Origin of the sequence: Sediminibacillus albus (assembly GCF_900101125.1) — a bacterium.
In the GTDB taxonomy this organism is placed as follows: domain Bacteria; phylum Bacillota; class Bacilli; order Bacillales; family Amphibacillaceae; genus Sediminibacillus; species Sediminibacillus albus.
Genome location: NZ_FNFL01000005.1, coordinates 141,662 through 162,915, shown reverse-complemented (window position 1 = coordinate 162,915; position 21,254 = coordinate 141,662). Strand labels below are relative to the sequence as shown.

The window sequence follows — 21,254 nt, the reverse complement described above, 5'->3', positions numbered from 1 at the left end:
TGATCTACTTCGTCTGAAAATCGCTCTATTTATTCCGGGAGATGATCTACTTCGTCTGAAAATCGCTCAACTTTACCGAAGATGATCCACTTCATCCGAAAATCGCTCAACTTTACCCGTAGATGATCCACTTCATCCGAAAATCGCTCAACTTTACTGTAGATGATCTACTTCATCCGAAAGACGCTCCACTTTGCCGGTAAAATGATCCACTTCGTGCGGAAGTCGCTCCACTTATTGTTCAGTCCTCCAGGTCAACAATCTCCAGGCGGGATTTTTGATTATCATCTTTGAACAAACGGTGGAGGCGGAGCACTAACAGGCCGCGCTGATAGGAGGCTTCGACTTTCTCTCTCCGGACTGGGTATGGCAGGTCAATCTTCCGTTCAAAATTGCCGTGAAGGATTTCCTCGCGAATGACTTGGCCTTCCGCTTCTTTCATGTCAATACTTCCCTTAATTTCCAGAGTTGCATGGTTCACAAACACATCGATATTTTTTAAATTATCTACTCCTGGTATGCTGGCAATGCATACAATTTCTTTTTCTTTCTGGTATAGGTTGATTTGCGGGAGGGAGGGCTTCAGTACCCCTTCAAATTCATTCCAAAAATTATCGCCGAAAAAATGATCCATGTTCCGTTTCCAGTCGCTCATATTTTTAAACGGATCCATAAAGCGATTTCCCCCTTTTATAGTTGTTTTAGCTAATTGAAATGCGATATATTGTATGCATGAATGAAAAATGGGTGAATGTCCCGTCGAGGATGCTCCTGTTTTGAAGCTATCTCTAGGAGGATGTTAATGCTGGATAATGCTTTGATCATGGTATCGATCATTTTGATTATCAATATTGTCTATGTTTCGTTTTCGACTATCCGGATGATTCTTACGTTAAAAGGCAGGAGGTATATAGCCGCTGTCGTCAGCATGTTTGAAATTACTATCTATGTACTTGGGCTCGGGCTTGTGCTGGATAACCTCGATCAAATTGAAAATATTATTGCTTACGCTCTTGGTTTCGGAATTGGTGTCGTTGTCGGTTCTATGATAGAAGAAAAACTTGCGCTTGGTTATATTACGGTAAATGTCATTTCTTCAGATCCTAACATTTCATTCACCAAGCAGTTGCGTGATAAAGGGTATGGAGTAACCAGCTGGTATGCTTATGGAATGGATGGCGATCGATTGTCCATGCAAATACTGACACCGCGAAAATATGAGCTCCAGCTTTATGAGACCATTCGTTTTATTGACCCGAAAGCATTTATCGTTGCTTATGAGCCTAAACAGATTCATGGCGGTTTCTGGGTGAAACAAGTAAGGAGAGGACGGATCAAAAGTGGCAAAAAAGAAGAGCAGCAAGAGAAAGAAGCAATCCAATCCGAGCAGGAGTAAAAAACAGTTTGTATTGCAGGATGGCGAGACCATTGATCAATGCCTGGAGCGGATAGCGGCAGAGGGATTTACCCCGATTCGCCGGATAGAAAAACCGATTTTTGCCGAGCAGTCAGAAGATGGAGAAACCAAGTATCAGCCAGTAAGCAGAAAAGTCATCTTTGACGCCGTACCAGTAAAAGACGAACATTAAAAATAAATTTGCAATTATCGTTCGATATTCATTGACCGTTTAAATAAAGCTTGTTATCATAGATATGCATTCGGAAATAAGAGCTGTCTTTTTCTATCAGCTCATTGATAATTAGATAAACTTTAATACGCCTCATATAATTTTGGGAATATGGCCCGATAGTCTCTACCCGTCACCGTAAATGACGGACTATGAGGGAGGATGCAATTGCTGCTGCCTGCAAAACGCGGTAGTTTTTATGGATGCATATAAAATGGTAGACGTATGCCCATTCATCTTCTCTCATGATAATGAGGAGATGAATGGGTATTTTATATGGTTAAATGCATGGCCATCAACACAGCGGGACGCTGGAAAATACATAATTGAAGAAATGAGGAATCAACTATGGCGAGTGTAGGAGTTATCATGGGAAGTATTTCTGACTGGGAAACGATGGAGCATACATGCAGTATGCTTGAACAGTTAGGCATTGATTATGAAAAAAACATCATCTCTGCTCACCGTACACCAGACGACCTGTTTGCCTATGCTGCTTCTGCCCGGGAAAAAGGGTTGAAAGTCATCATTGCGGGAGCTGGCGGTGCAGCTCACCTTCCTGGAATGGCAGCAGCTAAAACAACGCTTCCGGTGATTGGAGTCCCTGTCCAAACCAATGCATTGGATGGAATGGACTCGTTACTATCAATCGTCCAAATGCCTGGCGGAGTCCCGGTAGCTACTGTGGCGATCGGAACAGCTGGCGCTAAAAATGCAGCTATCCTGGCTGCTCAAATCCTCGGTTCTTCTGATGGAAGTGTGGCGGAAAGATTGGAATCCTTCCAAATGGGGCAGCAGCAAAAAGTAGATGAAATGAGGGATCAACTTGCGGCCAAATAGAATTTTACCAGGTAAAATGATTGGGATCTTAGGCGGAGGACAGCTGGGAAGAATGATGGCGACGGCTGCCAGGCATATGGGTTATCGGATTGCCGTTTTGGATCCGACTCCAGATTGCCCGGCAGCACAAGTCAGTGATCATCACATAGTGGCAGCCTACGATGATTTGCAAGCTATAAAACAATTAGCGGAAATCAGTGATGTCGTAACCTACGAATTTGAAAACGTCGATTTGGCTGCCGCAAGGTATCTTGAAGCGGAAGGGGTATTGCCCCAAGGGTCAGAACTATTGAAGATTACCCAGGACAGGGAAGTAGAGAAAAGCAGGCTAGTAGATAGCAGCTTGCCTGTACCCGCTTTTGCTATTATCTATCATCATTCCGAGCTAGCTGAGAAAGCGGCCGAAGTCGGCTTGCCATTTGTGTTGAAGACATGCCGTGGCGGTTATGATGGCAAAGGCCAAATGATTGCCAAAACAGAGAACGATCTTGCCGCAGCTGAACAGTTTGTTGCCAGCAACAGCCGGTGCATCATCGAACGCTTCATTCCATTTGAGAAAGAAATTTCTGTCGTATTCACTCGCTCGGCTGCTGGGGAAATCACTTATTTCCCTGTTGCAGAAAACCAACATAAAAACCATATACTTCACCAAACCACTGTACCTGCAGACATTTCAGCTAATTTGGAGAATAATGCGCAGGCTGCAGCAAAAACTGTAGCAGAGAGTCTTTCAGTGGTCGGTACGTTTGCCATTGAAATGTTTGTTGTTGGTGAAGAAATCCTTATCAATGAAATGGCGCCGCGTCCCCACAATTCAGGACATTTCACCATTGAAGCATGCAATGTTTCCCAATTTGAACAGCATATACGTGCGGTGTGCGGCTTGCCCTTGGTACCAGTACTGTTCCATGGTGGAGCTATCATGCTGAATCTGCTTGGTGCGGAGATGGAAGAATACGTGCAAGCCGAAAACGAATTTACCAATGGACATCTCCATATCTATGGCAAGCAGGGGATAAAACCAAACAGAAAAATGGGCCACGTCACTTACGTAGGCAGCAATATCGAGGAAACAAGGAAACAATTTGAAAAAACTCATGCATCGGACAGTAGTTTTTCCGGTGCCAGCCAGCCGGTGTGGTAGCACCGGCAGGAAAATCAGGAGGGCTTACTTATGATTGATCGTTATACAAGAGAAGAAATGGGATCTATCTGGACAGACGAAAATAAATACAAGGCTTGGCTGGAAGTGGAAATTCTCGCCTGTGAAGCATGGAGCGAACTTGGTGTTATTCCAAAACAGGACGTGGAAAAGCTCAGGGTCAACGCTTCTTTTGATGTCAGCCGGATTCTGGAAATCGAACAGGAAACACGGCATGATGTGGTCGCCTTTACACGAGCCGTCTCTGAAACACTCGGAGAAGAACGTAAATGGGTCCATTACGGGCTAACTTCCACAGATGTAGTCGATACGGCGCTCTCTTATTTACTAAAGCAGGCAAATGATATCTTACGCAAAGACATCAAGCAATTCATTGACATCCTGGCAAATAAGGCCAAGGAGCACCAGCATACGGTCATGATGGGGCGGACACATGGCGTCCACGCAGAACCGACAACCTTTGGATTGAAAATGGCACTTTGGTATGAAGAAATGAAACGGAACCTGGAACGGTTCGATGCGGCAGCTAAAACGATTGAAACGGGCAAGTTATCAGGCGCTGTTGGAACCTATGCCAATATCGATCCGTTTGTTGAAAAATATGTATGTGAAAAGCTGGGTTTAGCTGCCGCCCCTGTATCTACCCAGACATTACAGCGTGACCGCCACGCCCATTATGTATCGACGCTTTCCTTGATTGCTACATCGATCGAGAAATTCGCCGTCGAAATTCGCAACCTGCAAAAGACAGAAACAAGAGAAGTCGAGGAGTTTTTTGCGAAAGGACAGAAAGGTTCCTCGGCAATGCCTCATAAACGGAACCCAATCGGTTCGGAAAATATGACGGGTATGGCAAGAGTGCTGCGCGGCCATATGGTAACGGCCTATGAAAATGTGGCATTGTGGCACGAACGCGATATTTCCCATTCTTCCGCAGAGCGAATTATTTTACCTGATGCAACGATAGCATTGAATTATATGCTTCACCGCTTCTCGACAATCGTGAAAAACCTAACCGTTTTTCCGGAAAACATGAAAGCAAACATTGATAAAACTTACGGCGTTATTTTTTCCCAGCGCGTGCTGCTTACTTTGATTGACGCGGGCATGAGCAGAGAAGAAGCCTACGATTTAGTGCAGCCAAATGCCATGAAGGCTTGGGAGGAAGGAATCCCGTTCCGTGAGTTAGTGGAATCAGAGCAAAAGATAACTGCATTGTTGAGCAAGGAGCAAATTGCTGATTGTTTCGACTATACCTATCATTTGAAGAATGTTGATGGGGTCTTTGAACGAATTGGTTTATAGGAAAATTTCCGGGATATTTCCACATACTAAATCGATGGGGTGACGTAATGAAGGGCAACCTTTTATATGAAGGAAAAGCAAAACAAGTTTTTCGGGTGGAAGGCAATGATACGCATTTAATATTGTCTTACAAAAACGACGCAACTGCTTTTAACGGCAAGAAAAAAGCAAGCTTCATTGGGAAAGGGAAATATAACAACCAAATCTCAGCAAAAGTATTCGAGTTTCTTCAGGAAAAAGGGATTGCCAGCCACTTCGTCCGCAGCCTTAATGAGACGGAGCAGCTAGTGGAAAAAACAACAATCATTCCGGTGGAAGTAGTCGTTAGGAACACGGCAGCAGGCAGCATCACCCGCCGCTTGGGAATCCAGGAAAAATCGGAATTCTCGCCGCCGCTCGTAGAGCTTTTCTACAAAAACGATGTGCTGGGCGATCCGCTGATTAATGATGAACACGCTTTGCTTCTATCTGATGTAACCCCAGCAGAACTGCTGGATATAAAAGAGATGGCTCTCAACGTTAACGATCACCTAAAGCAATTCTTTGAAAATATCGATTTAACATTGGCAGACTTCAAGTTGGAGTTTGGCAGAAACATAGAAGGCAGGATTATTTTGTCGGATGAGGTTTCCCCTGACACTTGCCGGCTTTGGGACAAAGAAACTGGCGAAAAAATGGATAAGGATGTATTCCGCGAGGATTTAGGCGACCTTTTGTACGTGTACGACAATATTCTTCAACGACTGGAGGCTACAGTATGAAAACAGTAAAAGTATATATAACTTTAAAGCAAGGTGTATTGGACCCGCAGGGGAAAGCAGTTCAGGAATCGCTGAACAAGCTGGGGTTTCCCGAAGTACATGGAGCGCGGGTCGGCAGGTTTTTGGAGCTTCAAGTAGATGAACATGCAGATATCGACCGGCAAATAAAAGAAATGTGTGCAAAACTATTAGCCAATCCAGTCATTGAAGATTATCAGTACACCATTGAGGAGGGTGTCGCCCAGTGAAATTCGCTGTCATCGTTTTTCCCGGTTCCAATTGCGACAGAGACATGTATCATGCGGTAACAAGTTCCCTTGGAGAAGAAGCTGACCTTGTCTGGTATGAAGAAGCAAATTTATCAGGGTATGACGCCATATTGCTTCCTGGCGGATTTTCGTATGGCGATTATTTACGCTCTGGCGCGATTGCTTCCACTTCACACGTTGTTACGGAAATTAAACAAAAGGCGGACATGGGCATTCCTGTTTTAGGGGTATGCAATGGGTTCCAAATATTGTTGGAAGCAGGACTGCTTCCCGGTGCCATGCTTAGAAATAAACAATTGAAGTTTATGTGCCATCAGGAAAAACTGGTAGTCGAAAATAACCAAACGAGATTTTCCTCTGCTTACACGACAAAGGAAGCGATCAGCCTGCCTATTGCTCATGGGGAAGGAAACTACTATTGCGATGAAGGTGAATTGGCCGAGCTGGAAGCCAACAATCAAATCGTATTCCGGTATGCCAACAATCCTAACGGTTCTGTTGCAGATATCGCAGGAATTATCAATCAACAAGGCAATGTGCTTGGCATGATGCCTCATCCTGAACGGGCAACCGAGGCAGTATTAGGGAGCAGCGATGGCTTGAAGCTATTTAAATCGGTTGTTAATCATTGGAGGGAAGCGTATGTTGCAGGCGTCTGAGATAAATCCGGAAGTAATCGAAAAGGAATACATTTATAAAGAAATGGGCCTTACCGACGCAGAATACAAGCATATTAAGAACGTACTGGGCAGGCGTCCGAATTTTACAGAGACGGGAATATTTTCCGTTATGTGGTCTGAGCATTGCAGCTATAAAACATCCAAGCCTTTACTAAAGAAGTTTCCAACCAAAGCCCCCCATGTGTTGCAGGGGCCGGGAGAAGGAGCAGGAATCATCGACATCGGCGGAGGGCAGGCAGCGGTATTTAAAATTGAAAGCCACAACCATCCGTCCGCAGTAGAGCCTTATCAAGGGGCAGCGACTGGAGTCGGAGGAATTATCCGTGATGTATTCTCCATGGGCGCCCGTCCAGTTGCATTGTTAAACTCGCTCAGGTTTGGCAATCTTGATTCCGGACGAGTTAAATACTTGTTTGAAGAAGTGGTTAACGGCATTGCCGGCTATGGCAACTGTGTCGGAGTACCGACGGTCGGCGGCGAGGTTCAGTTTGACAACTGCTATGAAGGCAACCCATTAGTCAATGCGATGTGTGTCGGTCTGATTGATCAAAAGGATATTCAGAAAGGGATCGCCGCTGGAATCGGCAATACGGTATTGTATGCCGGTGCACCGACTGGCAGGGATGGTATTCATGGGGCGACATTCGCTTCAGAAGATTTATCTGAAGAATCGGAAAGCAAGCGCCCGTCCGTTCAGGTTGGAGATCCGTTCATGGAAAAACTGCTCATCGAAGCTTGCCTTGAGGCGATTCATTGTGACGCCTTAGTAGGTATGCAGGACATGGGAGCAGCTGGTCTTACTTCTTCAGCCAGTGAAATGGCCAGTAAAGCAGGAACAGGAATGGAAATGGATCTTGATTTAGTACCCCAGCGTGAAAGGAATATGACACCATATGAATTAATGCTGTCCGAGTCACAGGAACGGATGCTGATGGTAGTCAAAGCAGGAGAAGAACAGGAGATTGTCGACATTTTTAAAAAGTATGGGCTGGAGGCGGTAGCCGTCGGCCGTGTAACCGAAGACCATCAATTCCGCTTGCTGCATAAAGGAGAGGTAGTTGCCGACATTCCGGTTGATTCGCTGGCTGAGGATGCTCCTGTCTACCACAAGCCTTCTAAGGTACCTGCATACTACGAGGAATATCAGCAAATGACTGATTACTACCCGGAAGATGTAAAAAATTATACAGAGACTTTAAAGGCATTGTTACAACAGCCGACGATAGCTAGTAAAGAGTGGGTGTATGACCAATATGATTCCATGGTGCAGACGAACACAGTCGTTACTCCCGGTTCGGATGCTGCAGTAATTCGAGTGCGCGGCACAGACAAGGCATTGGCTGTCACTACCGATTGCAACTCCAGGTATATTTATCTGGATCCGGAGACAGGCGGACAGATTGCCGTCGCGGAGGCGGCCCGCAATATTGTCTGTTCCGGCGGTAAGCCATTGGCATTGACAGACGGCCTTAATTTCGGAAATCCCGATAAACCGGAAAACTTCTGGCAAATGGAAAAGAGCGTAGACGGTATGAGTGCTGCCAGTCTTGCATTAAATACACCGGTTATAAGTGGAAACGTCTCCTTATATAATGAATCTAACAATCAAGCAATCTTTCCAACGCCTGTCGTGGGGATGGTAGGGTTGCTGGAGTCGCTTGATCATGTCACCCCTTCTTTTTTCCAGCATGCCGGCGATGCCATCTATGTGATTGGCAAAGCGGAGGCGGAATTTGGCGGGAGCGAACTGCAAAACGTTCTGGAAAACAAGTATTTCGGAAAAGCTCCAGCGCTTGATTTGACGACAGAAGCGAAGCGTCAACAGCAGTTATTGGCAGCAATTCAAGCTGGAATCATCGCTTCTGCCCATGATGTAGCAGAAGGCGGCTTGGCAGTTGCGCTAGCGGAAAGCTCGTTTGGCAAGCAGACTGGTATAGACGTTGCACTTGAAGGGGACGCAGTAACTGAGTTTTTCAGTGAAACACAATCCCGTTTCTTAGTATCGGTACGTCCAGAAAATAAAACAGCTTTTGAAGAGATGGTCGAGGATGCATTAGCCATCGGCACTGTTACAGATGACGGTGATTATCAAATCAGCATCAATAGCGAGCGGACGATCGAACAGCCAATGGAAAGCTTGAAAGCTTTATGGAAAGGGGCTATACCATGCTTGCTGAAATCAAAGGATTAAATGAAGAGTGCGGCGTATTCGGCATTTGGGGACATGAGAAAGCGGCAGAGGTTGCCTATTATGGATTACACGCTTTGCAGCATCGCGGCCAGGAAGGTGCTGGTATCGTTACAAGCGATGGAGAGTCTTTAAATCTGCACAAGGGCAGTGGGTTAATAAATGAAGTGTTTGAACAAGATGAGTTCGCCAGACTAAAAGGAAGCGCAGCACTTGGCCATGTACGTTATGCCACACAAGGCGGAGGCGGATATGAAAATGTGCAGCCGCTCGTCTTCCGTTCCCAAAAGGAAAGTATGGCTCTGGCCCATAACGGCAATCTAGTCAATGCCTATGCTTTAAAGCACCAATTGGAGGCACAGGGAAGTATTTTACAGACGACTTCTGATACGGAAGTGCTTGCCCATTTGATTAAGCGCAGCGGTCATCTGCAAATGGATGAAGCCATTATTCAAGCGCTAAGCATGATTAAAGGAGCTTATGCATTTGCCCTGTTGACGGAAAAGCAAATGTACGTTGCTTTAGATCCGCGCGGCCTTCGGCCATTGTCGCTGGGCATGCTTGGCGGAGCGTACGTCGTGTCTTCCGAAACGTGTGCCTTTGACGTGATCGGCGCTTCCTACCTTCGCGAGGTAAAGCCAGGGGAACTATTGATCATCGATGACAATGGCGTCACTTCCAAAACGTTCGCTTCACCGATGGCACGGACGTTATGCTCAATGGAATATGTCTACTTCTCTCGCCCGGACAGTGATCTAAATGGCAGCAATGTCCATGCTTCCCGCAAAAAGATGGGCAAGGAGCTGGCAAAGGAAGCACCAATCGAAGCGGATGTAGTGACAGGCGTGCCTGATTCAAGTATTTCCGCAGCTATCGGTTTTTCTGAAGCATCAGGGATTCCCTATGAACTTGGCTTGATAAAAAACCGGTATGTCGGCCGGACGTTTATCCAGCCTTCGCAAGAATTGCGGGAGCAAGGGGTTAAAATGAAGCTTTCTGCCGTGCGCGGGATTGTCGAAGGCAAACGGGTGGTAATGGTCGATGACTCCATCGTCCGTGGAACGACAAGCAAGCGGATTGTCCGGCTATTGAAAGAAGCGGGCGCGTCAGAGGTTCATGTAAGGATTGCCTCACCGCCGATTGAAAATCCATGCTATTACGGAATCGACACCTCGACAAAAGGGGAGTTGATTGCCTCCAATCATAAGGTGGAAGAAATCCGTGAACTAATTGGCGCTGACAGCTTATCCTATTTGACCACCGATGGGCTCGAGAATTCGATTGTTACGGAAAAGGAATCTTTAGAGCATGGCATTTGCAATGCTTGTTTCACTGGAAACTATCCGACGGAAATTTACCCAGAAACAGTTCTGCCAGTTACGAAGGCGTAGTTGCTTTTCATTTTACAGCGGAAAAAGGAGCGGTACCATGAGTGATATATATAAACAAGCAGGCGTGGATGTCGAGGCTGGCTACCGTGCAGTGGACTTAATGAAAAAACATATAGCTAAAACGGACAGGAAAGAAGTAATCGGAGGGGTCGGGGCATTTGCCGGTTTGTTTGAGATTGGCTCCTTTGCTTATAAGGAACCCGTGCTTGTTTCTGGAACAGACGGTGTTGGGACCAAGCTGAAGCTTGCCTTTGAAATCGACAAGCATGATACAGTCGGCATCGATCTCGTTGCTATGTGTGTCAATGACATTGTCGCCCAAGGTGCCGATCCCTTGTTTTTCCTTGATTATATTGCCTGTGGGAAAAATGATCCGCAAAAGATCGAGCAAATTGTCAAAGGTATTTCCGATGGCTGTGTGGAAAGCGGCGCTGCCTTGATCGGCGGGGAAACAGCAGAAATGCCGGGGATGTATCAGGACGGAGAATATGACTTGGCTGGCTTTGTTGTCGGGATTGCCGATAAACAGGAAATTATCTCTGGCAATGATGCTCGTGCGGGTGATGCCATTATCGGCATCAGTTCAAGCGGGGTCCATTCTAATGGCTTTTCATTAGTCAGAAAAATAATTAAAGAAAAAGGATTGGAATTATCCAGTGTCTATCAGCCGCTGCACCAGCCGCTGGGGGAGGCGTTGCTGCCCCCTACTAGAATTTACGCCGCTGCCATCAAGACATTGAGAAGCAAAGTTTCAATCAAAGGCATTTCCCATATAACAGGCGGTGGTTTTTACGAAAACCTCCCCCGCGCTCTGCCAGATCACTTAGGCGTGCGTATAAACTTAGGCTCCTGGGAAATCCCGCCCATTTATGAAGTGTTACAGCGCTACGGCAGCCTTGGACTGGAAGAAATGCTGGGAGTGTTCAATATGGGCATTGGCATGGCCGTCATCATTCCTGGACAGCAGGCAGAAGAAGCGGTCTCTGTATTGGCGGAACTCGGGGAGAAAGCCTCTATTATTGGAGAGGTAACGTCCGGCCAAGGAGTGGAGCTGACCAATGGGTAAACATAAGCTGGCTGTATTCGCTTCTGGCACAGGAAGCAATTTCGATGCGATTGCTGAGCAAATCGAGGCTGGCCGGCTCGACGGAAAGATTGGCTTGTTAGTCTGTGACCAACCAGGGGCAAAGGTGATCGATAAGGCAACGGTTCGCAATATTCCCGTGTTTGCTTTTCAGCCTAAGGAATTTCCGGCAAAAGCAGCGTTCGAACAAGCGATTTTAAAAGAACTGCAGGAAAAGCATATTGACTGGATTATTCTGGCGGGATATATGCGCCTGGTCGGCCCCACCTTGTTAGCCCCCTTTGAAGGAAGGATCATCAATATCCATCCATCGCTTTTGCCGGCCTTTCCAGGCAAGGATGCGATTGGCCAGGCCATAGAGGCGGGTGTAAAAGTAACCGGGGTGACCATTCATTTTGTTGATGAAGGAATGGATACCGGAGCAATTATAGAGCAGGAAGCCATACGTGTGAAAGAGGAAGAAGATAGAGCCTCCTTACAAAAGCGGGTACAAGCAATTGAACATAACCTTTTTCCCAAAACCATTCAACGATTGTTGATGGCTGTGAATAGAGAGGAGATCAAATCATGAGAAAACGCGCCCTTATTAGCGTTTCAGACAAGAGCAATATCGTAGAGTTTGCCCAAGGTTTAGACAAGCTTGGCTATGAGTTAATTTCTACTGGAGGAACATTGAAAAAATTACAGGCAGCAGAGCTGCCGGCAATCCCTGTTTCGGATATTACACAGTTTGAAGAAATTTTGGACGGGCGGGTTAAAACACTTCATCCCAATATTCATAGCGGCTTGTTAGCAAGGCGTGATGATCCCGGCCATCAGCAGCAATTAGCGGAAAGGGATATCCATCCGATCGACGTTGTCGTTGTTAACTTATATCCATTTAAACAAACGCTTGAACAAGAGAGTGTTACGCAAGCAGATGCGATAGAAAACATCGACATTGGCGGTCCGACGATGCTGCGGGCGGCGGCTAAGAATTTCCGGGATGTCCTGGTGATTGTTGATCCAGACGATTACCAGCCGGTTTTAGAACAGCTTGCCCAGGACAAATTCGATGAGAAAGACCGCAAACGGCTGGCCGCAAAGGTATTCCGGCATACGGCAAATTACGATGCGATGATTGCCGGTTATTTTTCTGAGATTACCGGAGAGAAAAACCCGGAAACGTACACGATTACATACGAAAAAGTACAAACATTACGATATGGCGAAAACCCTCACCAGAGTGCAGCCTTTTATAAAGAGCCCCTGGCAAAGGGAGCATCGATAGCCAATGCGAAGCAGCTCCATGGCAAGGAGTTGTCTTACAATAATATTCAGGATGCCAATGCTGCGCTAGAAATGGCGCTTGAATATCAAGGGCCGGCAGCCGTAGCTGTCAAGCACATGAATCCATGCGGAATCGGAATTGGCGACACTATTTCACAGGCATTCCAGAAGGCCTATCAGGCTGATCCTGTCTCCATATTTGGCGGAATTATCGCGCTAAACCGCCAAGTCGATAAGGATACAGCCAACCAGTTGAAAGAGATTTTCCTGGAAATTGTGATTGCGCCATCCTTTACGGAAGAAGCTTTGGAGATCCTGACAGTAAAGAAAAATATCCGTTTGCTGGAAATACCGATTGAATCAACCAGAGGCCAAAGGCAAAAACTGGTCAGCGTTGCCGGCGGCTTGCTAGTACAAGACGTTGACAATGGCAAGGTTAATGAGCAGGAGCTAACGATAGCAACGAATCGCAAGCCGGATGAACAGGAAATGAAAGACCTGCTGTTTTCCTGGAAAGTAGTAAAGCATGTCAAATCGAATGCGATTGTTATTGCTAAACAGGACCAGACTTTAGGTATTGGCGCGGGCCAAATGAACCGCGTCGGTGCTGCTAAGATTGCACTAGAGCAAGCTGGGGACTCAGCAAAAGGAGCTGTGATGGCTTCTGATGCCTTTTTTCCAATGCCTGACACGGTGGAGGAAGCTGCACAAGCCGGCATAACTGCCATCATTCAGCCGGGCGGGTCTAAGCGGGATGAAGATTCCATCAAAGCGTGCAACGAGCATGGCATCGCCATGGTGTTTACAGGCATGAGGCATTTCAAGCATTAATAATACTTCAGAGGGGTGCGGGAATCATCTCTTCATCTTACAAATAACGAAGTCCGATAAGGGAGGGATTCGATGAACGTGTTAGTGGTCGGGAGCGGCGGCAGAGAACATAGCATTGTGAAAAAATTGGCCGAAAGCAGGCTTGCCGGGAATATTTATGCTGCTCCGGGAAACGGTGGTATCAGTAAAGAAGCAGAGTGTGTAAATATAAAGGATAACCAAATCGATGAACTTATTGCCTTTGCCAAGGAAGCACAGATTGACTGGACGATCGTTGGTCCGGAAACCCCATTAACTGCGGGCATTGTGGATGCTTTTGAGCAAGAAGGCTTGCAAATATTCGGTCCCTCGAAAGATGCTGCATTAATAGAAGGCAGCAAGGACTTTGCCAAAAATCTGATGAATAAGTATAAGATACCGACAGCTGCATACCAAACCTTTACGGATGCAGAGGAGGCGAAAGCCTATGTCCGGCAGCAAGGGGCGCCGATCGTAATCAAGGCCGATGGACTGGCGGCCGGAAAGGGCGTTGTCGTCGCAATGGAGCTGGAGGAAGCTTTAGCAGCTATTGATCATATGCTTGTAGAAAACCAGTTTGGAAATGCAGGAAGCAGAATTGTCATTGAAGAATTTTTGCAAGGCAAAGAGTTTTCATTGATGGCCTTTGTGCAGGGAAACAAGGTGTATCCGATGGTTCCTGCCAGGGACCATAAGCGTGCATATGATGAAGATAAAGGGCCGAACACAGGCGGAATGGGTGCCTATGCCCCGATACCTGATTTAGCAGCGGATGTTATCGAGGCAGCAATTTCCACTATTCTGGAACCGACTGCAGCAGCGATGGTCGAGGAAGGCCGTTCTTTCTCGGGTGTCCTTTATGCCGGATTGATTGAAACGGAACAGGGGCCAAAAGTAATCGAGTTCAATGCACGGCTGGGTGACCCGGAAACACAGGTTGTCCTGCCGCTGTTGGAAAATGATTTCCTTCAAGTCATTGGCGATGTCAAAGCAGATAAGGACCCGGCGCTTACATGGAAGCCTGCTGCTTGTATTGGAACGGTAGTAGCCTCCAAGGGATACCCTGGCGCTTATCAAAAAGGGAAAGAGCTTCCAGATCTCGGCGATGTGCAAGCGGACAGTTGTTTTATTATTCATGCAGGAACAGAGGCTGCTGGTGATACATACATTTCAACAGGCGGGAGGGTGTTGTTGGTCGGATCTGTGCAAACCGATCAGCAATCCGCACAGCAGGCTGTTTACCGCTGTTTAAATAGGTTTGCTGATAGTCCTGATTTTTTTTATCGTCGTGATATTGGTTTTAGGGAAGGATAGGCAAAGAGGTAAAGCTATCAAGAAGCATCTACTCTTTTTAAAAATGGACAGCCTGTTGATTGCAGGCTGTCCATTCATTTTGTTTAGTAATAAATAGAGATTTTATCGAATAATAATAGTTGAAGTGCTGCTGTATAAAATGTTATATCATAAGTATTAAGAATGTGTATATTTTGTTATATTTTCTTACAAATGCTTATCTTTGATTTCCACCATGTGTTACGATAGAAAAAACAATCAGAGAATAGGAGAATTACCAATGAACGAGCACCATTATCGCTGGAGAAACAAAGAATTAAGAGAACATGTTTCAGTAATAGATGGTTTGCTTGCGCCAACCTTATTGCTTACAAATGCTGTTTACTTAAATGTATTTTTGAAAAAGTGGATGAAAGCGAATATTTGGATATACAAAGATAGGATTGTTTATGTCGGTGAACGTATGCCGGGTAATACTTCCGGAATGGAAACAGTCGATTGCCAAGGGAAATTCGTGGTACCCGGTTACATAGAGCCGCATGCCCATCCTTTTCAGTTATATAACCCTCATCAGTTGAGCGAATATGTATCCCAAACAGGGACGACTACATTGATGAATGACAATTTAATCTGGCTATATTTGCTTGAAAGAAAGAAAGCGTTTACATTGCTGGACAAATTTATGGATTTGCCGGTATCGATGTACTGGTGGGCCAGATTTGATTCGCAGTCTTCCTTGCAGGATGAGCTGGAAATATTTAATAATGCCCAAGTACTGGCATGGCTGGAGCATGAAGCGGTTGTACAAGGAGGAGAGCTTACCTCCTGGCCGCAAGTATTAGAGGATGATGATCGGATTCTTTACTGGATGCAGGAATCAAAGCGGCTTGGTAAACCGATTGAAGGCCATTTTCCTGGTGCTTCTGAGCATACCCTGGCAAAAATGAAGCTGCTGGGAGCAAGTGCCGACCATGAATCAATTACCGGAAAAGAAGTGTACGATCGGCTGCAAATGGGTTACCAAGTCGGCTTGCGCTATTCCTCCATAAGGCCGGATCTGCCTAAGCTGTTCGCGGAAATCAAGGAGCTGGGGATAGATAACTTTGATCAGCTTACCATGACGACGGATGGGTCCACACCTTCTTTTTATGAACACGGCATGATGAATCAATGTATTAAAATAGCCCTTGAACAGGGGGTCCCTGCCGAAGATGCTTATATGATGGCAAGCTATAATGCAGCCAAGCACTTTAATATGCGTGACCGACTTGGCAGTATAGCTCCCGGGCAGGTGGCACACCTAAATATATTGGAAGCAAAAGATAACCCTGATCCAGTTTCCGTTATTGCCAAGGGACAATGGATTAAAAAGGAAGGGCAGCTAGTCGATCAGGAACATGCCATTGATTGGAGTAATTACGGAATCGGAAAATTAGCGCTGGATTGGGACTTGCATGAAGGTGACTTACAGTTTTCTTTGCCAATCGGACTGGAAATGGTCAACGATGTTATCATAAAACCGATTGCTCTAACCATCGATGTGACAGTGGAGGAAATCGAAAACAATTATGAAGAAGCGTTCCTGATGCTTGTCAACAGGGAGGGGAAATGGCGGGTAAACACTGTGATTAAAGGGTTTACCAATAGGCTTGGCGGGCTTGTCAGCTCCTATTCCAATACAGGAGATATTGTAGTGATTGGGAAGCATAAGCATGATTTGCTGCTGGCATTTCAAAGGATGAAAGAAATTGGCGGTGGAATTGTTCTAGCCCATAAAGGGAAAATTATCTTTGAATTGCCATTGGCCTTAGCAGGAATGATGTTCGAAGGTAAAATGGAAGATTTGATGGAAAAAGAAAAAACGTTGAAAAAAATATTGAAAGAATATGGATACCAGTTTGACGATCCTGTGTACAATTTGTTGTTTTTATCATCGATCCATCTCCCTTTTATACGGATTACGCCGAATGGTATTATGGACGTTAAGAAGAAAGAGGTTCTCTTTCCTGCTATCATGAGGTAAAATTAATAGCATATTATATAGAGAAAACTCCTAGTAAAAAGGTGTGTGGGAACATGAGGAAACAATGGCTGAGCATTGCTGCAGGGTTGCTGCTGGTGATGTTGATGATGGCAGCTTGTTCAAAAGATGAGAAGAGCCAGACGGAAGAAACTGAAGAGAATGACGAGCAGGTGACAGAACCAGAGGAAAAGGAAGAACCGGCGGAGCCTGCTTACGAAAATGTATATCCATTGACGGGCATTGGAACGGATGAGCCTGTCGACAACCGGATCGTTGCAGTAATGGTCAATAATCACCCAAAAGCAAGGCCCCAGTCAGGATTAACAAAGGCGGATATTGTCTTCGAAATCCTGGCAGAAGGCAACATTACTAGATTTATGGCCTTGTTCCATAGTGAGAAACCGGAAGTAGTCGGCCCTGTAAGAAGTGCGCGGGAGTATTATTTTAATTTGGCGTCCGGGTATGGTGCTTTATATGTATACCATGGTGCGGCCAATTTTATTGAAGATATGCTTAAAAATGGTGCAGTAGACCATTTGAATGGTGCCTATTATGATAATGACGGGCACTTATTCGAACGCTCTCAATCTCGGGTGGCGCCGCATAATTCCTATTTGCAGTTTGATGCTGTCAAAGAGGTTGCAGAAGGCCAAGGGTATGAAATGGAAGCCGATTATGAGCCGCTGCCGTTTTTATCAGAAGAGGAAACGGCTGACATAGACGGCGAGTCTGCAACCGAAGTGTCCTTTTCTTATACGAATGAACCAGTCCGGTATGTATATGATGAGGAATTGGACAAGTATTTACGTTATAATGGAAGCAGCCAGACAGTGGAGCTGGATTCGGATCAAGCTGTACAGTTAGATAACGTATTTTTGATCGAAACACACCATGAAGTAATTGATGATGCAGGACGGCGTGAAGTAGATCTCCAATCTGGCGGGGATGCTTACTTACTGCAAAAAGGCAAGGTCCAACAAGTGCAGTGGAAAAACATCGATGGAAAAGTTCTCCCTGTAAAGGATGGAGAACCGGTTGGTTTTGTTCCAGGCAAAACGTGGGTGAATGTCCTCCCAGACAGAACAGGGCTTGATATGGTCACCATTCAGTAACGAAGCCAACAGCTGTTTGGACAACCCCTAACAAGGAGTGTATGCAATATGCAAATAGATAAATTACGGGGAGAGCAATTGGATCGTCTGTTCGAGGCTATTCTGTCCTTAAAGGATAAGGAAGAATGCTATCGGTTTTTCGATGATATAGCAACGATCAGTGAAATCCAGGCGCTTGCACAAAGGCTGTTAGTAGCCCAAATGCTGCGTGAAGGCTATACCTACGGAGTGATAGTGGAAGAATCGAACGCTTCGACAACGACAATTTCACGAGTCAAGCGCTGCCTTAACTATGGCAATGATGCATATTCCATGGTATTGGACAGGCTGGAAGGCAGCGATTCGGAAGATAATTAGAAATACCCAGCGCCGGATTCCCATCTTATGAGGGGTAGCCGGCGCTTATTTAAGCTTTTGTACCATCGTTCATATCAATAATTGTACAGGAAGGGGTCATCATGGTGAGATTCGGAATTATCGGTACTAATTGGATCACAGAAAACTTTCTCGATGCTGCTTATCAAGTCGAGGAATTTACGTTGACATCTGTTTATTCACGCTCAAAAGAAAAAGCTGAGAAATTTGCAGGAAAATTCAAGGCAGACCATACATATACGGATATAGAAGCTTTTGCAAAAAGTCCGGAGTTTGAGGCCGTGTATATTGCCAGCCCAAATTCGTTCCATGCAGAGCAGGCAATCCTTCTTATGGAAAACGGCAAGCATGTTCTTGTGGAAAAATCCATAGCCTCCAATAGTGCAGAAGTAAAGCAGATGATTGATACGGCTGAAAAAAACAATGTATTGCTGATGGAGGCATTAAAAACAGTCCATCTGCCTAACTTCAAAGCAATCCAGGATAATATCGGAAAGATTGGCGAAGTCCGCCGTTATTTTGCCAGCTATTGTCAATACTCTTCCCGCTATGACGCTTATAAAGAAGGGAAAGTTTTGAATGCATTCAATCCGCAATTTTCCAATGGCTCTTTAATGGATATCGGCATTTATTGTATTTATCCGATGGTTACCTTATTCGGACGTCCAGAGCGCTTAACCGCCAGCAGTCTGATGCTTGACTCTGGTGTAGATGGCCAAGGCAGCGTATTGTTCGACTACGGCAGTCTCAATGGCGCTGTAATGTATTCTAAAATAGCCAACTCCTACCTCCCGTCGGAAATCCAAGGGGAGAACGGAAGCATAATCATCGACAATATCAACACGCCTACCCATGTGGAGATCAGGTATAAAGATGGTTCAACCGAGGATATAACCCGTCCCCAGGTGGAAAACGGCATGTTTTATGAAGCGGCTGCTTTTGTTGAGTTAGTGAAACAGGGGAAAACCGAGTCGGACGTATGCACGTTCGAGCGCTCGCTGGAAACAGCAAAGCTGCTGGAAGAAATCCGCAGGCAGACGGGGATTCATTTTCCGGCAGATGAGAACTAATATCGGAAAGAAAATGATGTCAAAACATATAAAGGAGCCTAAATCACATGGTGGTTTAGGCTTTTTTACACGGATGGATCCCTATTTAAATAATGGACAGGGATTTTCATTTCGGACAGTCGCTTTCCGCGGGAGTCGACTGTCCTCCAAGCCAATCTACAAAAACAGCAATCCTCCGTAGAGCATGAAAGTAACTTCTATCCTTTTATTTCAGTAACCCACTCGCCGATGGTAGATGGTAAGGTGGCAAGGTATTTTTAGATAATTCCTAAAAAGATTGGAAATGAATGTTAGAATAGAGGGGGAGATGGAAGAGGGAAGCCCTATAATACAACAAAATCATTAAATAGTTAGAATCATTGGAAAGGGGGAGTTACTATGAAATTTGCAGACTTTTCAGCAGCTCAAATTAGAGTCGCGAGGCCCACAGATAAATTTGATGAGGTGATTACCTTTTATGAAAAAGGACTCGGGCTCGAGATACTCACCACATTCTCCGGTCACCGGGGGTACGAAGGTGTTGTTTTTGGACTGCCTGATGCTCCTTACCATTTAGAATTTACCCGTCATGTAGACGGAAGCCCATGCCCTGCTCCTACAAAAGATAACCTGTTGGTTTTTTACATTCCGAATCCGGATGAACTGGAGAAGGTAGCTGGGAGACTCCATCATATGGGATATGGAGTAGTTGAACCGGAAAATCAATATTGGAAAGAAAAAGGAAAAACAATCGAGGATCCTGATGGCTGGAGAATCGTATTGGTGAATACGGACGGTATTTAAATCTCAATAAGTAGAAAGGGGATGCGATGCAAATACCACAAGTGAAATCAGTCTGACAATAGATGACTGTAACCCATCGCTACGGAAAAGTACTACGCTTTCCTGGGGCGGCTGGTGAGCCTCCCGCAGGAGTCTACGTGTTTTCCTCCGCTTTTAACCTGTCTCCATTTCTTAACGAGGATTTCATCTGGACTTTCTCTTGTTTTTCTTTTTGACGAAGTATGCTGACGAAGCGGTTAGCTAGTATTCAATCTAAACAGAAAAAAAACAAACAATCCCTGCTTAAGTTTACTTCGCAGTTTTCTATCAAATGTGCAAATGAACAAGTAACAGAGTATTTGAAAAGAGTGATCGGCTTTGCTTGTTTAAAAAGGCTAATATGAAAAAATAGTGATTTCTGCAAAGTTGGTACTTTTTTTCAGATGGAGGAACTTATATGACAACAATCACAAAAAGAATCATTGTTGGTGCGGTGAGTTTCATCGTGATTTTTATACTGGCAATGACTTGGTTTTATCCTTATTCGATTTTCAGCCTACATAAAACGTACAATTATCAACCTGACCCAGTTATGGTTGATGGATATCTCAAAGACGTAAAGGAGTTCAAAGAAACCTTTGCAAAGGATTTGGAAGAAATGGAGTCAGAAAGGCCGGTTGACTTGACCGTGGAGAGAACACAGTATGTACTTCCATTGTTTGAACAGGATTGGCTAATAAGCAAGGACAAGCTAAAAATGGGCAAAGAAGATCTGGATTATATGTTATCAGAAGTGAAAAGTATAAGAGACACTTTGTTAAGCATGGTTGAGCAAGGCGATTATTCAAAAGAACAAAGGGGATATTTAGTTCTCAGCATAGAAAGCTTGCTTTCATTAGAGGAATCCATTGTAGATTTCCAAAGTAGTAGTTTCGGCTCAAGAAAAACATTAAGAATTCAATTCCATAACCTCCATGTGGCTTTCATGAACAATTTTATGATGTTTACCACCTTTTATGAAGTTTCCCAAAATGAGGAACGTGCGTCTTAAAAAGAACAGTTATAAGAGTAAAGGAGATTTGGTTTTCCATTTGATTAACTAGTAGGTCGAGTAAGGAAAAACATCGATGAGTTACAGGGGTTAGAACGATGTTTTCCAGATGCGTGGAAGCAAACCTTTTGACCTTAACATG

General features: G+C 45.1%; 21 protein-coding genes and 1 riboswitch. Of the genes, 20 read left to right on the top strand and 1 reads right to left on the bottom strand.

What is annotated here, in order from left to right:
• Window positions 1–241: 241 nt before the first annotated feature.
• The gene (locus BLR93_RS13815) at window positions 242–673 is read right to left on the bottom strand and encodes an Hsp20/alpha crystallin family protein (protein WP_093215710.1); all 432 of its coding nucleotides are present in this window, start codon (window positions 671–673) and stop codon (window positions 242–244) included.
• 129 nt (window positions 674–802) lie between these two features.
• Between BLR93_RS13815 and BLR93_RS13810 the strand changes: the two genes are divergently transcribed.
• From BLR93_RS13810 to BLR93_RS13715, 20 genes are all read left to right on the top strand, one after another.
• Complete coding sequence (locus BLR93_RS13810) at window positions 803–1,396, top strand: DUF2179 domain-containing protein (protein ID WP_093215707.1); 594 nt, start codon at window positions 803–805, stop codon at window positions 1,394–1,396.
• A complete protein-coding gene (locus tag BLR93_RS13805; protein ID WP_093215705.1) occupies window positions 1,341–1,589 on the top strand; it encodes an NETI motif-containing protein in 249 nt (82 codons plus the stop codon). The genes BLR93_RS13810 and BLR93_RS13805 overlap by 56 nt, the downstream gene beginning before the upstream one ends.
• Window positions 1,590–1,701: 112 nt before the next feature.
• Window positions 1,702–1,801, top strand: a riboswitch (purine riboswitch).
• A 175-nt stretch (window positions 1,802–1,976) separates the two neighbouring features.
• On the top strand, window positions 1,977–2,468 hold the full coding sequence (purE, locus tag BLR93_RS13800; RefSeq protein WP_093215702.1) for a 5-(carboxyamino)imidazole ribonucleotide mutase: 492 nt from the start codon (window positions 1,977–1,979) through the stop codon (window positions 2,466–2,468).
• Window positions 2,455–3,612, top strand: a complete 1,158-nt coding sequence (gene purK / locus BLR93_RS13795) for a 5-(carboxyamino)imidazole ribonucleotide synthase (protein WP_093215700.1) — start codon at window positions 2,455–2,457, stop codon at window positions 3,610–3,612. The genes purE and purK overlap by 14 nt, the downstream gene beginning before the upstream one ends.
• 30 nt (window positions 3,613–3,642) lie before the next feature.
• Window positions 3,643–4,935 (top strand): adenylosuccinate lyase, encoded by a 1,293-nt coding sequence (gene purB, locus BLR93_RS13790; RefSeq protein ID WP_093215697.1) that lies wholly within the window; start codon window positions 3,643–3,645, stop codon window positions 4,933–4,935.
• A 47-nt stretch (window positions 4,936–4,982) separates the two neighbouring features.
• Entirely contained in the window at window positions 4,983–5,696 is a 714-nt protein-coding gene (purC, locus tag BLR93_RS13785) for a phosphoribosylaminoimidazolesuccinocarboxamide synthase (protein WP_093215695.1), read from the top strand.
• The gene (purS, locus tag BLR93_RS13780) at window positions 5,693–5,944 is read left to right on the top strand and encodes a phosphoribosylformylglycinamidine synthase subunit PurS (protein WP_093215692.1); all 252 of its coding nucleotides are present in this window, start codon (window positions 5,693–5,695) and stop codon (window positions 5,942–5,944) included. Before purC ends, purS begins: the two co-directional genes overlap by 4 nt.
• Window positions 5,941–6,624 carry a phosphoribosylformylglycinamidine synthase subunit PurQ gene (purQ, locus tag BLR93_RS13775; protein WP_093215690.1) on the top strand — a complete coding sequence of 228 codons (684 nt, stop codon included), beginning with the start codon at window positions 5,941–5,943 and terminating at the stop codon, window positions 6,622–6,624. The genes purS and purQ overlap by 4 nt, the downstream gene beginning before the upstream one ends.
• Window positions 6,608–8,836, top strand: coding sequence for a phosphoribosylformylglycinamidine synthase subunit PurL (gene purL, locus BLR93_RS13770; protein WP_093215687.1), 2,229 nt, complete (start codon window positions 6,608–6,610; stop codon window positions 8,834–8,836). Before purQ ends, purL begins: the two co-directional genes overlap by 17 nt.
• Window positions 8,812–10,224, top strand: a complete 1,413-nt coding sequence (gene purF / locus BLR93_RS13765; protein ID WP_093215685.1) for an amidophosphoribosyltransferase — start codon at window positions 8,812–8,814, stop codon at window positions 10,222–10,224. Before purL ends, purF begins: the two co-directional genes overlap by 25 nt.
• A gap of 37 nt (window positions 10,225–10,261) precedes the next feature.
• A complete protein-coding gene (purM, locus tag BLR93_RS13760; protein ID WP_093215683.1) occupies window positions 10,262–11,290 on the top strand; it encodes a phosphoribosylformylglycinamidine cyclo-ligase in 1,029 nt (342 codons plus the stop codon).
• The gene (gene purN / locus BLR93_RS13755; RefSeq protein WP_093215681.1) at window positions 11,283–11,879 is read left to right on the top strand and encodes a phosphoribosylglycinamide formyltransferase; all 597 of its coding nucleotides are present in this window, start codon (window positions 11,283–11,285) and stop codon (window positions 11,877–11,879) included. The genes purM and purN overlap by 8 nt, the downstream gene beginning before the upstream one ends.
• A complete protein-coding gene (gene purH / locus BLR93_RS13750) occupies window positions 11,876–13,408 on the top strand; it encodes a bifunctional phosphoribosylaminoimidazolecarboxamide formyltransferase/IMP cyclohydrolase (RefSeq protein WP_093215679.1) in 1,533 nt (510 codons plus the stop codon). Before purN ends, purH begins: the two co-directional genes overlap by 4 nt.
• Window positions 13,409–13,480: 72 nt before the next feature.
• Window positions 13,481–14,740, top strand: a complete 1,260-nt coding sequence (purD, locus tag BLR93_RS13745; RefSeq protein ID WP_093215676.1) for a phosphoribosylamine--glycine ligase — start codon at window positions 13,481–13,483, stop codon at window positions 14,738–14,740.
• A 259-nt stretch (window positions 14,741–14,999) separates the two neighbouring features.
• A complete protein-coding gene (locus tag BLR93_RS13740) occupies window positions 15,000–16,742 on the top strand; it encodes an adenine deaminase C-terminal domain-containing protein (RefSeq protein ID WP_093215674.1) in 1,743 nt (580 codons plus the stop codon).
• A gap of 53 nt (window positions 16,743–16,795) precedes the next feature.
• Window positions 16,796–17,854, top strand: coding sequence for a DUF3048 domain-containing protein (locus tag BLR93_RS13735; protein WP_093215671.1), 1,059 nt, complete (start codon window positions 16,796–16,798; stop codon window positions 17,852–17,854).
• Window positions 17,855–17,902: 48 nt separating this feature from the next.
• The gene (locus BLR93_RS13730; protein WP_093215669.1) at window positions 17,903–18,211 is read left to right on the top strand and encodes a YerC/YecD family TrpR-related protein; all 309 of its coding nucleotides are present in this window, start codon (window positions 17,903–17,905) and stop codon (window positions 18,209–18,211) included.
• A 101-nt stretch (window positions 18,212–18,312) separates the two neighbouring features.
• Window positions 18,313–19,299 (top strand): Gfo/Idh/MocA family protein, encoded by a 987-nt coding sequence (locus BLR93_RS13725; RefSeq protein WP_093215666.1) that lies wholly within the window; start codon window positions 18,313–18,315, stop codon window positions 19,297–19,299.
• A gap of 378 nt (window positions 19,300–19,677) precedes the next feature.
• The gene (locus BLR93_RS13720; RefSeq protein ID WP_093215662.1) at window positions 19,678–20,082 is read left to right on the top strand and encodes a VOC family protein; all 405 of its coding nucleotides are present in this window, start codon (window positions 19,678–19,680) and stop codon (window positions 20,080–20,082) included.
• Between the two features lie 436 nt (window positions 20,083–20,518).
• The gene (locus BLR93_RS13715) at window positions 20,519–21,112 is read left to right on the top strand and encodes a hypothetical protein (RefSeq protein WP_093215660.1); all 594 of its coding nucleotides are present in this window, start codon (window positions 20,519–20,521) and stop codon (window positions 21,110–21,112) included.
• Window positions 21,113–21,254: the final 142 nt, after the last annotated feature.